Origin of the sequence: Enterobacter sp. RHBSTW-00318, from assembly GCF_014101375.1 — a bacterium.
Lineage (GTDB): Bacteria > Pseudomonadota > Gammaproteobacteria > Enterobacterales > Enterobacteriaceae > Enterobacter > Enterobacter ludwigii.
Map to the genome: position 1 here is coordinate 1,297,112 of NZ_JABXQH010000001.1, position 14,803 is coordinate 1,311,914.

Genomic DNA, 14,803 nt, shown 5'->3' on the forward strand with positions numbered 1-14,803 from the left:
TAAAGAAAATGGCAAATAATAAAGTTAAACATTATAGAACAGACGTCGCCGGAAGAAAGCCAGAAGCGAAAAACATGCTTGATGGTGAAATCGCTATTAACTTAGCCGATAAAAAGATTTTTACTAAATTCGGTGACGCTGTTATTAACATCGGTAATGGTGCTGATGCTGTTGTTGAAGGCGGTCAGACCTTTACTGGAAAAATTAAAGCAAGTGATATTGAATCCGATTCTAATCTGACTTTAAAAAATCTTGATAAAAGCGATATTGTTTTTGCTGATGAACACGACAAAGCAAAAGCACGTATTAGTTCTCCTGCTCAGACAGACTCTAAAGGTGAACTTCGTGTTACGGTAGCGAAAGGAAAAGCTACAGGAGAGAGTTCTGACTTCGTGCTTAACGGTAATGGTCAGTTATCTTTGCCTGCTGCTCCTGTTGCTCCTGATAGCGCTACGCGTAAAGATTACGTTGATTCTGAAATCAGCAAAGTTCAAACAGGTTCAAGTGCTGACCTGACGAAACTCGAACAGAAAGTTGATGCTAACGACGCTGCTATTAACACTCGCGTTGATAATCTGAATTCAAAAGTTGACCAGAACGACACGGCTATTAATACGAAAGTTGATGCGAATAAAGCTGATGCTGACGAAAAGATTAAAGCAGTTAATGACCGTTTGACTGTTGATAATCAGACTCTGAAAGACATGATTGACACCAAAGTTAATAAAGCTGGCGACACGATGACTGGCGACTTAACTGTTCCTTCTGTTCATGCTGCTGGTAATGTATACGCAGGAACTTTGAAAGTTACACCTGCTGGTAATAACGGTGATGTTCTGAGTATTGAAAACCACGGCAGAACTTCAAAGACTATTCATCAAATTGCATACGCAACGGATACGGATGATCGACTGTTATTTCGTCGTGATGCTAACGAAGGAACCGACGCATTAGATCTAATGACCATGACTTGGGGAAAAACAGGCAGAGGAATGTCAATTGATATTTCAGGTCAAGCTAGAATCACTGATGCAGTAACAACTCCTTTAATGTCCGTTGCAAGCAACTTTGCCGTTGGAAATTCACTGGGTTTAAACTCTATCGCGATTGGTGATTCCGACACTGGTTTTAAATGGAGAGAAGACGGATGGTTAAACTTCTATTCAAATAACGTTGTAACAGCTTCTATTGCAGGATCTGAAAACTACTTTAATAGAAAAACTCATTTCCGTTTCAGAAGTGATGATGGTGATTCGAATCTGATGGCTCCTGAAGGTTATTCATTAATTAATATCGATACGACAACCGACGGTAATAACATTGGTGACGCCACGACTTATTTCGGATTAGTTAATGGTGGAAAATATAATCATTATCTGAGAGGTTCAGGCAGAACTTATATTGATACTAAAGAAGGTCTTGGTGTTGCTGGCCCTGCAAGTTTCTATAAAACGATTTATAATAATAAGCCTTACGGATGGTATGACTCGGAAAGCTTACCCGACTGGAACACTCCTGAGCAACAATCAAATCATTTAAGAAAAGTTAGAGCCGTTGGTGCTGGATCCATTTATCATGAGTTGGCAATGGCTAATCATCCTGACGATAGGCTGGATAACTCTATATGTTGGTTTCATGGTGATACTCCTGAATATTGGATGGGTTCATTAAACACCAATGGTCGATTGAATCTTGCAAGTGGTGTTTCTGTCAACGGCGAATCTAATGCTATTCAGTTGAATATTCCTGCGTCGAATCAGGCAAGTTATATGTCTGGCAATATGGACGGTCGCAATAATACCTGGATTCTTGGCAAGACAAGTGAGAATCTCGATATTGTCTGGTCTCAGAATATGAGAAATGATTTCTCTACGTCATCTGGTGTTACTCTTAGAACTAACGGATCCGTGACGGTTCAGACTGGTACTAATACCGCGATGGATATTCAGCATAATACAATTCAAATTGATGGTGCAAGATGGGCAGCAACCAATGATCATGCTTACGCTAATCAATGGAGACAAAATGCTCCTATGCAGATTAACTTCGGAGCAGTTGCTGGTGAAAGTGATTATTATCCCGGATATTCGATGAACTCTGTTTCCGTAGGACACGGATTCTCTACTGTTGTTGAATTAGGAACTATTAGAGGACCAGCTAATTCATGGGGCAAAGGAATTCTTCGTGTTGGGACGAAAGAAGAATCGACGTTCGGTAAAATGGCTAATTATGAATTTGATATCGATGGTCGTTTTGCTGTTCCTGGAAAAATTAATACTCCTTCTGTTGAAACAAATCGTTTAACAAGTTTTGGTATTAACACGGACAACGTACTAGGTGGAAACTCAATCGCGTTTGGTGATAACGATACAGGTATTCGACAAGTTACGGACGGAAACTTAAGCATTTTTACTAATGGTATTCAAATCGCAACCTTTAACACAGCTGGTTTGACAATTGATCGGTCAATTACGATTAACACCCATAATGAGTCTCGCGGTGTTTATGTTGGAAACGTTAGAACCGGGGCAAGCAATGCGATGATTCAAGGTGTCGTTGACGGTTGGCCGCAGTGGTCAGCGTGGCGTGATCGTCCTGCGGGAATGATTGTTGAAGCTCAGACTCGTGATAAATGTATTAATATCTGGAAACATGTTCATTGGGGCACAGAATACGGTGCTGCGATGGACATTTATAATCCGGGTAGTTCTGCTCCCGAGGCTGCACTTCACATTGGTGGTGCAGACTATCTATTCCTCGGTAATGGAACAGCAAATGCGATCCAATGGGTTAGCACTTCTGATAAACGTCTGAAATCGAACTTTGAAGAAATTGAAAACGCAGTTGATAAAGTCGAGAAACTTACTGGTTACGTATACGATAAGAAATCTGATTTAGTCAAAACTGAATATTCATTCGAAGTTCGTGAAGCAGGTATTATTGCTCAAGAACTGAAAGAAGTATTACCAGAAGCTGTTAGTTCTTTCGGACCTGACGAAATTCTTGGTGTTAACTCTGCTGCTGTAAACGCGTTGCTGGTTAATGCTATCAAGGAATTAAGTGCTCGCGTTAAAGAACTTGAAGCTAAATAACAAAAAGGGGAGAAATCCCCTTTGCTAAATAAACTATATTAACTCAAATAGGAAATTAAAAATGGCAGACAAATTTGATATTTTTGCTGGCTCTTACGTCAGTGTGTTCTATAACTCAGAAATTGCAAACACCGATCTGAATTCAGAAAAGTTTGTTGAAATTCCTGAAACTGGTGCATTCCCTTCTACGGGTATTGAACGCGAAGTTATTACAGCTCCTAACTTCTCTCACAAATACTCCCGTAAACTGGTTGGTCGTGGCTCTGTTCCTGATATCGACTTGACCGTTAACTATATTCCAGAAAGCGTTCATGATGTTCTGATTAAGCTTGCGGAAGATGGTAAACGTGGTCAGTTTAAAATCGTTTATTGGATTGATGCTACTAAAAAACTGGGTGTTGCAAAAGTTTATAACGGCTTCTTGTCAAGCGCTGTTCATAATGGCGGTGAATCAGAAGTTCAAGGTCTGACAATGACACTGAGTGTTGATGGTGGTCCTGTTGTTTCTGGTGTTGTTGATTTGACATCAAGTGATTAATTAAAAAGACTCCGCAAGGGGTCTTTTTTTGGCTCTAAATAAAGTCAGAGGTGAAACATGTTTAAATTTCAAGCTGACTTATCAAAATTACTTAACCGCTATATCAATCAGCAACACGTTTTCGGTCAAAACGACTGTAATATCCTTGTTGCTGAATATATCGACCTTGTTTGTGCTACTGAATACACAGACAAATTAAAAGACAAATACACGAGTATTCCTGAAGGTCTCAAGATTTGCAAAGAGCTAACTGGTTTTAATAACGTTCTCGAAGCGTGTGAAACGCATCTTGAGAAATCAGAAACTATAGAAACAGGCTCGGTTATCTTAATTAAGAAAAAACATAAAAACCGTGTCTATTACGTTGCATCTATCGTTTTTAATAATAGAGCATTAGTTGAACATGAAAATAAATATCAACTGATAAACGTCAACGATTTTAATTTTGAATTAATTTTTAACAGGAGAAAATAATGGCTATTGTAGCTATTGGTGCAATTATCGCAGGTGCTTCCGCGGCTGCTGCTGCTTACGCTGCGGGTGCTGCTCTTGCTTTGGCAATTGGTATTGGTGTCGCTGTTGCTGCTGTTTCTGCTTTGATGTCAACTCAGATGGCGCAGAACGTTCCCCGATTTAACAGCACAGACACAGCAACGACATTAGGAACAACGTCAGATCCATCAAGTGTTATTCCTATTATCTATGGTGAACAGCGTACAGGTACGATTAACGTTTGGAAAGCTGTTGGCGTTGATACGACATATTTGGTTCAGATCTTTGCAATCTGTGAAGGTGAAGTTGATAGCTTCAAAAACCTTTATATGGATAATCAGAAAATCTTACTTGATGGCGTTTATAAAGACGGTGTTCTTCCGAAACGTTCAATCGCTGCTGAATATCAGCAATATGTTGAAGTTGAATTCTCAACTGGTAAGCCATACGGTCACGTTTTTACTCTTGCTCAGAAACATCTAGGAAATTCAGATGCTGGCTGGCCTGATTCTGCTACTGGTAATAACATCGCTGCTTGTTGTGTTGTTATGCGCAAACGTAACTCAGACCTTCAAAACCAAGCTGATATCCTGCAACCTAACAGTCAAGTATCTGTTGACGTTAGAGGACGTTTGATTACAGATCTGAACACAGGAGAACGCGTTTCCTCGAACAACGGTCCGAGTCAGATTGTTGATTATCTAACAAATGATAGATACGGTCTTGGAATTCAGATTGATAAAATCGACCTTGATAGTTTTAAAGAAGCTGCTCGATATGCAAAACTGAACAGTTTATTTTCTGATGGTGCAACTGACCCGAACGGTTCATTCAAAGAAAACTTAACTCAGCTTGCAGGTGCATTTAACGGTATTATCACAGAGACTTTCGGTAAAGTAACATGCAGAATCGATGGACCTGATGTTGTTCAATATGACTTCAACGAAGATAATATTAACGCTGGTACTGTTAGCTTAAACGATGGCGGTTCTGAGAATTATTACAATACTCTGAACGTGAAATATCAAGATCCGTCGATTGACTATTCTGACCAAGTTCTGCGTTATCCGTCTGACGTAACAAATGATGGAACAATCGCGAAAGATAAACGTATTATCGCTAAAGATATCAGTTACAGATTCGTGAAATCAAAATCTCAGTTGGATAAAATTGCTTCAATCGAACGTAACAAATCTCTGTTAAAGCAAGTTATTAGTTTTTCAACTGCTGATGCTTATACCGCACAGGTCTGGGATGTTATCAGAGTTAATTTCTCTGAACTGGAACTTGTGAATTCATTATGGCGTATTACTAATATCGATCGTTCGATGAATAAAGGTGCTGCTGGTATCGTTACTATTACTGCTTCTGAATATATCGAAGAAGTTTATACCAATCTTGACTACGCGAAAGACCCTGATAACACAGGAAGCAACATTCCTAATAAATCTGTTCTGATTGCTCCTAAGAATCTGACAGTTAAAGCAGTTGCTGAAACAGCTTTAGGAAGAACTCTGAAAGTTCAATGGACGTCTGAACCTGATTATAATCGCGCAGGTTATTATATTCAGTATAGTCTTGCTGGTAAGAACTCTTGGATTCAAGCAGGTTTCACATCAGGCGATTATTTCTTGATTATGAGTCTTGACCCTAATCAGAAATTTGATATTCGTGTTTGTGCTTCTGGTGTTGTGTATCGTTCAGATTGGGTTTATGTCAATAACGTTAACCCTGAGGTTATGTATAACTTACCAGTCGTTACAGGACTGCACCTAGTGAACGCAGTTGAAAATCAATACACCACTAACAAGACTCAATTTGAATTCGCCTGGGACGACCAGAGCGCACAGAAATTCTATGTTGACGACACGTTACAGACATTCGGTGAAGTTTTTCAATATTACGAAATCAAAATTGAAGGTCAGCGTCCTGTAATTTACAAGACTAAAGACTTAGGTTTTGTATATGACTTTAATATGAACTTGGGTAATGGTCTGAGTCGTGAATTGAAAGTTTCTGTTACTGCATACGGTCACGCTGGTATGAAGTCAGATCCTGCTGTTATTACTGTTAAGAACAATCAAGCTCCTGCTATTCAAGGTTTCACAGCTTCGAATGGTCCTGGAATGCTGATGTGCTCTTGGAATGACCCACGCGATAATAAGCCTGAAGTTCCTGACTTCAAAGGCACAATCGTTCATATTGCGAAAGACCAGAGTTTTAATGAAATTGTTCACGTTTATTCAAGTTCAAGTCCGTTCTTAGATAATTTTCCATTAGAAGATGGTCAATTCTATGTTCGTTCAGCTTGGTATGACGTATTCGGACAAGACCAGATTACTTGGTCAGAATCGAAGTTTATCGATATGAAATGGGATATTCCGTGGACTGACGATATGAAAGAACAGTTAAACGATTTGCTTGATTTGGATAAACGTGTTGATGGTGCTATCGATGAAGCATTAGACCTCGCTAACAAATACACTGATACGAAAGTTACAGCATCCGAGCAAAAAGTTACTACTGAATTAAATCAGACTATCACGACGAAAAACACCGAACTTCATACTCAGATTACTAATGAAACTAATGGCGCTATCAATCAGGCTATCAGTATTCAAGAATCTAACTTTGATGGAAAACTTAACTCGGCTATTACGAAAGTTGAAAAAACTCAAGCTGATGATAGACAAGCAACCGCAAGTTCAATTAATCAATTGAAAGCTGAAACAAACACAGCTATTGCAACAGTTAGTCAAGAATCAAAAGCAAGCGTTGACGACTTAACAGGAACGATTAATAGCAAATGGGCAGTTCAGACTAATGCCGACGGTGTTGTTGCTGGTATCAGTATGCTGGCTAATAAGAATCCTGACGGTTCAAAACAGTCTAGTATTGTTTTTAACGCTGATAAAATCGCTATAACGAATAACAATACTCCTGCGGGTGCTGTTGCTCCGTTTATGGTCGCTGATAACAGAGTTTATATGGATTCTGCAATGATTCGTAATGCTTCTATCGGTTCAGCACAGATTGCAGATGCTTCTATTAACAACGCTAAGATTCAAAACGGTGCTATTAACAACGCGAAGATTGAAAACGGTGCGATTACTACTGCGAAAATTGGTAATGCTCAGATCGGTTCAGCACAGATTGCTTATGAAATATCTTCTGATAACTGGTTCCCTTCCGGTGGTACTCAAGGTTGGACAATCAGAAAAGACGGTTGGGCTTCTTTCCAAAACGTTAATATCAGAGGTAACATTCAAGCAGCTTCTGGTTATTTCGCAGGTGAAATCAGAGGCGGTTCAGGTTATTTCACAGGAACTGTATACGCTGACAGAATTGAAGGTGACGTTATCAAAATGGGTCATATAGATCCGTGGACAACAGTTCATATTCCTGCTGTTAACTGGAACAGAGTAATTTCTATTCCAAACCTTTCGATTTCAGGCAGAACTTATTCCGGTGGTGCTTGGGGCTACGGAACTGCATGGATTAATATGTCGAACGGTCAAGAAATCGTAAGAACAGTTACCAGTGCAATGAGTGGTTCAAACGGTGGTACAGGCATTATCTATGCGGGACAAGCTGTTGATTTGAGTTACGGTGCTGACTTGAATCATGCGACCGCAGCAAGAGCAGTTTACTTTATCAGTAAACAACAATAACGTTCTAAATAAAGACAAGGAGGTCTTTTAAAAAGGAGATTCAAGATGGTCGATATAGCACTGATCATTTCCATCTTGGGTGCTCTAGGAGGTTTCTTGGCTTGGGTTTATGCCGAAATTAAATCAAACAATGAAAAACGAATTGACCTTGAGAAACGTTTCTCAGACATCGAAAAAAGCATAGCCGTTAATGACGCAAAAGATGCTTCGCTTATAAGCGATATAACACGACAACAGGATGAATTTCGAGAGGTCAAATCTGATTTGAAGAATTTAGAAGGAAGAACAGCAAAGCTAGATATCGACCTAGCAGTTCTAAGAGGAAAATGAAAAGAAAAGAGATTCCGATTTATAAGCAAGAACTCTTTCAAAAGCAAAAAGGTCTTTGTGCTTTAACTGGCATAAAGATTCATGAAGTTAATAAAGCCCATCTTGACCATGACCATATATTAACAGGCTCTAACGCAGGCAGATGCAGAGGATTATTAATCGCTCAAGCAAACGTCCTAGAGGGCAGAATAAAACATCAGTTTAAACGTTCGGGTCTCGATGGGAAAATTGACTACATCGAGTTTTTGAAGAATCTTGTTCAGTATCTTGAAAAAGACTACTCAGACAATCCTACGCATCCACAACTTATTCCTGATTTAAAGAAGGCGTTCTCTCGAAAAAATCTTTCTGAGATGAAAGCTATTACAGGTTCAAACCTTAAAACGAAAAAGGAGCTTGAAAAAGTCTACTCAAACCAAATAAAGGTGAAATATGAAAATGAAATATCTCCAAGCATTGGCAAAACACGCTAAAGATTATCTTATTGTTCTATTTCTCGTTACTATAACTTATAACACTGTTGCTGTTCCTGTTCTGCAAGCTTTCGATATTAAAGCACCTAAAATGATTCTTATCAGCGAAGAACAGATAAAAACATTTGGGACGCTTCTGATGTCAGGAGTGAACTAATGGCAAAAGCAAAAGATGTTATGAAAGACCTTGAAAAATGGCGAATCAAAGAATCTGACGTGTTCAGTAAGAAAGTAACCAAAGCGTCTAAACTCGCTTCTGTTGAGTTGCAAAGAAAAATCAACAGACGAGTCGATGGACCAGTTAATTTCACTAAGAACGCAGTAGGTTTCAGTTTCAGATACGATCAGAACGGGTCACGAAATAGAATATTCATCAAAGACAAGCAGGCTGATTATCTTGCTCCGTTAATTGATGATAACAAAGGAATTAACAAGTTTGTTCCAACTGGTGTAAGAGGTTCAAAGAACAAATTCGGTAACATTCCTAACTTGAAATCAAGAAATAATCTTGAAGCTGTCAAGCAAAAAAAAGATGGCGTAACTCGAACGATCCTCATTAAAACTAACGTTAAAAAGCAAGACCGTCGTTTAATTGCTGTATTCAAGAAAAATCAACACAGAAGAAAAACTCTGGGTTCATGGAATCAAATCTCTGACGATATATTCAAAACCGTTAAGCGTGTTGCGGGTACTAAATAAAGTCAAAAGGAGAACAAATGAACATTCACGATTTTGATACTTACAGATTAGACGAACTTGCCGACATCTACGTTAACGAGATTAATCCCGAGTCAATGACTGTTCCTTACGGTTGCGAACACATCAAAGATAAGCGAATTAAAAAATATCTGTTCAACGATAAGAACGTTTTTATTGTTTCAACACAGAAGAAAAAACCTAATTGTCATTTCAAATTAGGACAGACAGTTCGACTGCAAGGTCCATTTTTTGAGACCGAAGCGAAGAACTTAGGAATGATTGAATATATCCACAAAGGTTTCAGAATGTACGGATATTTCTTTCAATGGAAATAACAAAAGGGAGCCTCGCGCTCCCTTTTTCATAAATAAAAGAAAACTCAACAAAGGGAAACAAAAATGAATTTCGATGAAATGTTAGCAAGTCTTTCGCCTTCTCGCGAACCAGTAGAAATCAACGGCTTTAAATTCTATGCTCGTCCTATGACCGTATCTGAATTCGGTGAATTCTATTTCAAAAATGAAAACACAGAAGAACGTAACGACCGAATGATTCTGAATTGTATTCAACACGAAGACGGAACTCCTGTTTTTAAAGAAATCGCTCAAGTTCAGAAACTTTATACCACTGTTCGTTCAACTCTTGCTAGTGCTGTTTCTACTGCCAGTATTCTCAGTAAGAAATCAGACGTTCTGGAAAAGAACTAAGACAGAACTGGGCTAAATCATTTCAGTATAGAACAATGCTACGTCGCGGATTATCTAACGATGAAATTCAACAGATGTCCGTGATGATGTATTACGAACTATGGTTTTTCGACTCGTTTATTGAACCTCAAGGTCCTGTCTATAACGATTTCTATCAAGCACGTTTGGTCCACACTATCGAAGCTAATAATCCTAATCTTACAAAAGAATATAGGAAAAAGCTCAACATGAAAGATCACCTGCTTATTAAAGATTCTGTGTTTAAGTCTCAAGAGGAAATCGAAAAAGAGAAAGAGCAACAGGAGCTTAAACGCAAGAAAGCTGTTGAATCGATGTTCGACCCTGCTCTGTTAGACAAAGTTAGACTGAAACAACAAAAAAAGGTGAATAATGGCTAAATCACGTTATGACGTCGAGATTAACGGAGATAACAAAGGCCTATCAATTTCTATTGACAAGTCCATGAAGAAACTGAATGAACTCGATTCAGTAGCTAATGGACTTTTTAGTAATATGACAGGACCGTTGAATAATCTCAACAACGGAATCTCAGGTATTGCAGGAATGTCCAAGGGTATGCAAGCTCTGGGGATTGCAGGAATGGCAGCAGGTGCAGGTGTAGCTGTTCTTAATACCGCGTTAGAAAAAACGAGAGAACTCAATCAACTCTCTACATCAACTGGTCTTTCAGTTGAATATCTGCAACAACTTAAAAATGAATTTCGCGAAACAGGTATGGAGATTGACCGTTTCGGAGATTTAAACAAAGACACATTAGATAAACTTGGCGATTCATTCAGAGAAGGTCATGGCGGTATTGCAGACGACCTCAAAGAATGGGGTATTGGTCTTGAACAGTACACACAATACGTCAACGATGCCCAAGGCGGTATTAAAGCGCTTGTTCAGACTTATTATGACCTGAAAGCTGCTGGTGCAAGTCAAGCTGAAATCGTGAACGGAATGGAGTCAATGGCTTCTGATGCTTCACATTTGATTTCAACTCTTGAAAAATACGGTTCAACTCAAGACGCATTAAACGCTATTAACAATCGTTCTGTTGATATCACAAACGAAACAGCAAAAGAATATAAAGAATTCGACGAAAACATGAAAACGTTAACCGTCAATCTGGATAATCTAACTGTTAACGTTATGAGTCCGTTAGTTAAGAAAATGAACGACCTGTTCGAAATTGCTAATAAAGATTGGACAGCAAGTAACTTTTTAGACTTCATGGGAACATTAAGCACGTTGCGTCCTGATGCTGCTCTTTCTGATTGGGCTGCCGAAGCGACTGTTAACAAAATGGGCGAATGGATGCCTAATGCGGGTTTTGCTAAACGTAGAAAAGCAATTGCAGATGAAGAAAAGTTTCAGAAAGATATTGCCGCAGCAAGAATCAAAGCTGATGAAAATCTTCGTTTACAGCAAGCAAATGCTAAAACTGCCGCAGATCTGAAAAGAAAAAAAGATGCATTAGCTGCCGAAGACGCTAAGAAAGAAGCTGAAAAAGCTAAACGCGAAGCTGACAAAATAGCAAGAGAAGCTAAAGCTGCTCAGAAAGAAAAGGAACGCTTACAGGAACAAGCCGCAAGAGAAGCTAAAGCTGCTTATGATAAGATGATGCAAGAGCGTCAGACAGCGTTACAGAATCTTTCCAGTCTTGATGCTGCAATTCTCAGTCAAGAAGGCAGAACTATTTCTAGTCAAGTCAGTAAAGTTAGAGAAGCTGTTGAAACAATCGACGAACTTGAAAAGAAAGGAATAATCAGCGCTACACAGGCAAATCAACGTCGTAAAATGCTTTTTGAGAATTCAAACAAAGAATTCAAACAAACTCTTATGGCAAGTCCTGAAGAAATCGGTGTTATTACGTCGAGTCTTGAAATCGTATATCAACAACAACTTGAACAACTCGAAGCTAAGAAAGCCCAATCGCTTATCGGTCAGAAAGAATATAATTCTCAGTTAGAAGCTATTCAGAAAGACCATCAGCAACGTCTTGAAGCAATTAAAGCGACTGCTGGCGATGGTAATATGTCTAATCTTAAAAATCTTGATGCTATCGGTTTTGCAACTGATGAAGAAAAAATGGCTATTCAACAGAAAATGTTGGAAGAACAATTTCAGAAGATGCAAGAACAGAACCAAAAGCTATATGACGGACAATTGATTTCTTATGAAGATTATCTCAAACAGAAACAGCGTCTTGAGCAAGCTTATGCGGTTAAATCGAAAGCAATTACTTTCACTGAGATTCAGACAAAACTCCAGATGTATAACGGTTTTGCTTCTGGTATGGGTGCAGTTATAGCCGGTATTTCTGGTGAAAACTCTAAAGCTGCTCAAGCAATGTTTGCAGTTGAAAAAGGAACAGCAATCGCAAGCGGTATGTTAAACGCTTATGAATCAGCAACTGCTTCAATGGCAAAATATCCTGGTCCTTTAGGTTACGCTCTGGCTGCTTCAAGTTATGCAAGAGTTATCGGACAAGTCATGCAGATGAAATCAGTGAATCTTACTGGTATGGCTCACGATGGTATTTCTAATGTTCCAAGAGAAGGGACATGGCTGCTTGATGGTGGCGAACGTGTCGTTGATGAAAGAACAAACGGCGACTTGAAAGACTTCTTAGATAATCAGAAAACAGGAGGCGAAACAAAAATCGACGCAAGTATTCACGTTTCAGGGAATGTTACTGATCAGCGTTGGTTTGCTGAACAATTAAAACGTCAGCAACAGAACATCGCGGCTATTGTTCAAGACAGCAACAGACGCAAGATGTAACTAATGGGAGCATCGCGCTCCCTTTTGATGTCTTGATTTTATCGCTTTGAAACTATATTGTGACGTTGCTGGTAACTAACACGGGGAGATTCCTGCGAAAAGTGTGATAAACACGGCATTATGCCACAATTCCGAATTGAGATCCCGCGTTGCGGCAATCCGCTAAACTTTAACAAAATCGAAAAAAATGTGATTTCGTACACATCTGAATTCCCTGTTAGCGGGAATGCACATATAATGCGCTCCCATCAAGATTCAGACTTATCAACTCATCGCCGGAATGGCTTAGATACCTCGCACAACATGAACATGAAATTAACAACGCTTTTTGCGGCGGCGTTAGCCGTAGTAGGTTTTTGCAAAACCGCTTCTGCGGTGACTTATCCGCTGCCGACAGACGGTAGCCGTCTGGTTGGTCAAAACCAGGTGGTCACGGTGCCTGAAGGTAACGCTCAGCCACTGGAATATTTCGCGGCGCAGTACCAGTTGGGCCTGTCTAACATGCTGGAAGCGAATCCGGGTGTTGACCCATATCTGCCTAAAGCCGGTACCGTGCTGAACATTCCTCAGCAGCTGATTCTGCCGGATACCGTCCATGAAGGTATCGTCATCAACAGCGCGGAAATGCGTCTGTATTACTACCCGAAAGGCACCAACACGGTTATCGTGCTGCCAATCGGTATCGGCCAGCTGGGTAAAGACACCCCAATGAACTGGACGACCAAAGTTGAGCGTAAGAAAGCAGGCCCAACCTGGACGCCAACCGCCAAAATGCACGCGGAGTACATCGCTGCGGGTGAACCCCTGCCAGCCGTTGTACCGGCAGGCCCGGATAACCCAATGGGTCTGTACGCGCTGTACATTGGCCGTCTGTACGCGATTCACGGGACCAACGCCAACTTCGGTATCGGCCTGCGCGTAAGCCACGGCTGCGTACGTCTGCGTAACGAAGACATCAAATTCCTGTTCGAAAACGTGCCGGTCGGTACCCGCGTCCAGTTCATCAACGAACCGGTTAAAGCGACGTCTGAGCCGGATGGCAGCCGTTACATTGAAGTACATAACCCGCTGTCCACCAGCGAAGACCAGATCAACAACAACGAAATCGTTCCGGTTACGCTGAACAGCGCGGTGCAGTCCGTGACCTCTCAGCCGGATGTAGAGACAGCGATTGTTGACCAGGCCGTTCAGAACCGTTCTGGTATGCCAGTGCGTCTGAACTGACCCTCTGCCCGGTGGCGCTTTGCTGACCGGGTCTGAGAATAAAAAAGCGGGCTCTGATGCCCGCTTTTTTTTATCCGTTATTGACGATAACTATCCCACCATGGTCGTAACGGTAGTGACAATGGGCATACTCAAGCGGTGTGCCATCCTCCAGATAGATAACCTGCTCCACCTCCAGCACCGGATCGGTCTGCTCGCAGATAAGGTGTTGCATATCCAGCGCGTTCGGTTTTAGCGCCCGCACCACGCGGTACGACCCCATAATTTTCAGCCCCAGCGTCTCCTGCACGTAGCGGAACACAGAGCCTTCAAGATGGCTTTTATTCAGACCGGGCACCAGATTAAGCGGCATTACGGTGGAGTCCAGCGACATCGGCTCACCGTTAAGCAGACGCAGACGAACAAAGTCATAGACTGGCGCATCGGCGTTAATCATCAACGAGGCCTGCTCCTTCTCGTTTGGAAAGCGCAGCTCGAAATGGACCACGACGCTGGAAACGGTGCCCAGATGCTCCCAGGTTTTTGTTGCGCCGAAGTAGTCGCTGCCGGAAAGATCCCACTGCGAGAGTTGCAGGAAATTTTTGCGGATAAACGTCCCCTGCCCCTGACGGGTATAGATCAGCCCTTCCACGATTAACTGGCGTATGGCCTGCTGTATGGTCATCCGGCTGGTGCTGAACTCCGCCGCCAGGGCAAACTGGTCCGGGAGCGGTTCGTTGGCGGCGTATTGCTGGCTAATAATGCGTTTCTTAATTTCCCGCGCTATGGTGATGTACTTCGCCGCCAT

13 protein-coding genes are annotated in these 14,803 nt (G+C 41.0%); 12 read left to right on the forward strand and 1 reads right to left on the reverse strand.

Annotated features, from left to right (window positions below):
* The first annotated feature begins 8 nt into the window (after positions 1–8).
* The 12 genes from HV157_RS06395 to ldtB all read left to right on the forward strand — a co-directional run bounded on the left by HV157_RS06395 (position 9) and on the right by ldtB (position 14,016).
* Positions 9–3,092 (forward strand): tail fiber domain-containing protein, encoded by a 3,084-nt coding sequence (locus HV157_RS06395; protein ID WP_182268377.1) that lies wholly within the window; start codon positions 9–11, stop codon positions 3,090–3,092.
* A gap of 61 nt (positions 3,093–3,153) precedes the next feature.
* Positions 3,154–3,630: a hypothetical protein gene (locus HV157_RS06400; RefSeq protein WP_000763877.1), complete on the forward strand. Its 477-nt coding sequence runs from the start codon at positions 3,154–3,156 to the stop codon at positions 3,628–3,630.
* A gap of 57 nt (positions 3,631–3,687) precedes the next feature.
* Positions 3,688–4,104 (forward strand): hypothetical protein, encoded by a 417-nt coding sequence (locus tag HV157_RS06405; RefSeq protein WP_000472316.1) that lies wholly within the window; start codon positions 3,688–3,690, stop codon positions 4,102–4,104.
* Positions 4,104–7,793, forward strand: coding sequence for a DUF1983 domain-containing protein (locus tag HV157_RS06410; protein ID WP_182378436.1), 3,690 nt, complete (start codon positions 4,104–4,106; stop codon positions 7,791–7,793). The genes HV157_RS06405 and HV157_RS06410 overlap by 1 nt, the downstream gene beginning before the upstream one ends.
* Before the next feature lie 45 nt (positions 7,794–7,838).
* Positions 7,839–8,123 (forward strand): hypothetical protein, encoded by a 285-nt coding sequence (locus tag HV157_RS06415; protein ID WP_000227550.1) that lies wholly within the window; start codon positions 7,839–7,841, stop codon positions 8,121–8,123.
* Complete coding sequence (locus tag HV157_RS06420; RefSeq protein WP_000823057.1) at positions 8,120–8,596, forward strand: endonuclease domain-containing protein; 477 nt, start codon at positions 8,120–8,122, stop codon at positions 8,594–8,596. Before HV157_RS06415 ends, HV157_RS06420 begins: the two co-directional genes overlap by 4 nt.
* Positions 8,597–8,752: 156 nt before the next feature.
* Positions 8,753–9,295 (forward strand): hypothetical protein, encoded by a 543-nt coding sequence (locus HV157_RS06425; protein WP_001029588.1) that lies wholly within the window; start codon positions 8,753–8,755, stop codon positions 9,293–9,295.
* Positions 9,296–9,312: 17 nt separating this feature from the next.
* Positions 9,313–9,630: a hypothetical protein gene (locus HV157_RS06430; RefSeq protein WP_001020753.1), complete on the forward strand. Its 318-nt coding sequence runs from the start codon at positions 9,313–9,315 to the stop codon at positions 9,628–9,630.
* A gap of 63 nt (positions 9,631–9,693) precedes the next feature.
* Positions 9,694–10,002, forward strand: a complete 309-nt coding sequence (locus tag HV157_RS06435; protein WP_001008297.1) for a hypothetical protein — start codon at positions 9,694–9,696, stop codon at positions 10,000–10,002.
* 35 nt (positions 10,003–10,037) lie between these two features.
* A complete protein-coding gene (locus HV157_RS06440; RefSeq protein ID WP_001325352.1) occupies positions 10,038–10,400 on the forward strand; it encodes a hypothetical protein in 363 nt (120 codons plus the stop codon).
* Positions 10,393–12,792 (forward strand): hypothetical protein, encoded by a 2,400-nt coding sequence (locus tag HV157_RS06445; RefSeq protein ID WP_182268374.1) that lies wholly within the window; start codon positions 10,393–10,395, stop codon positions 12,790–12,792. The genes HV157_RS06440 and HV157_RS06445 overlap by 8 nt, the downstream gene beginning before the upstream one ends.
* Before the next feature lie 303 nt (positions 12,793–13,095).
* Entirely contained in the window at positions 13,096–14,016 is a 921-nt protein-coding gene (gene ldtB / locus HV157_RS06450) for a L,D-transpeptidase (RefSeq protein ID WP_025204618.1), read from the forward strand.
* A gap of 70 nt (positions 14,017–14,086) precedes the next feature.
* On the opposite strand, the gene HV157_RS06455 is transcribed toward ldtB, so the two are convergent.
* A complete protein-coding gene (locus HV157_RS06455; RefSeq protein WP_014169269.1) occupies positions 14,087–14,803 on the reverse strand; it encodes a GntR family transcriptional regulator in 717 nt (238 codons plus the stop codon).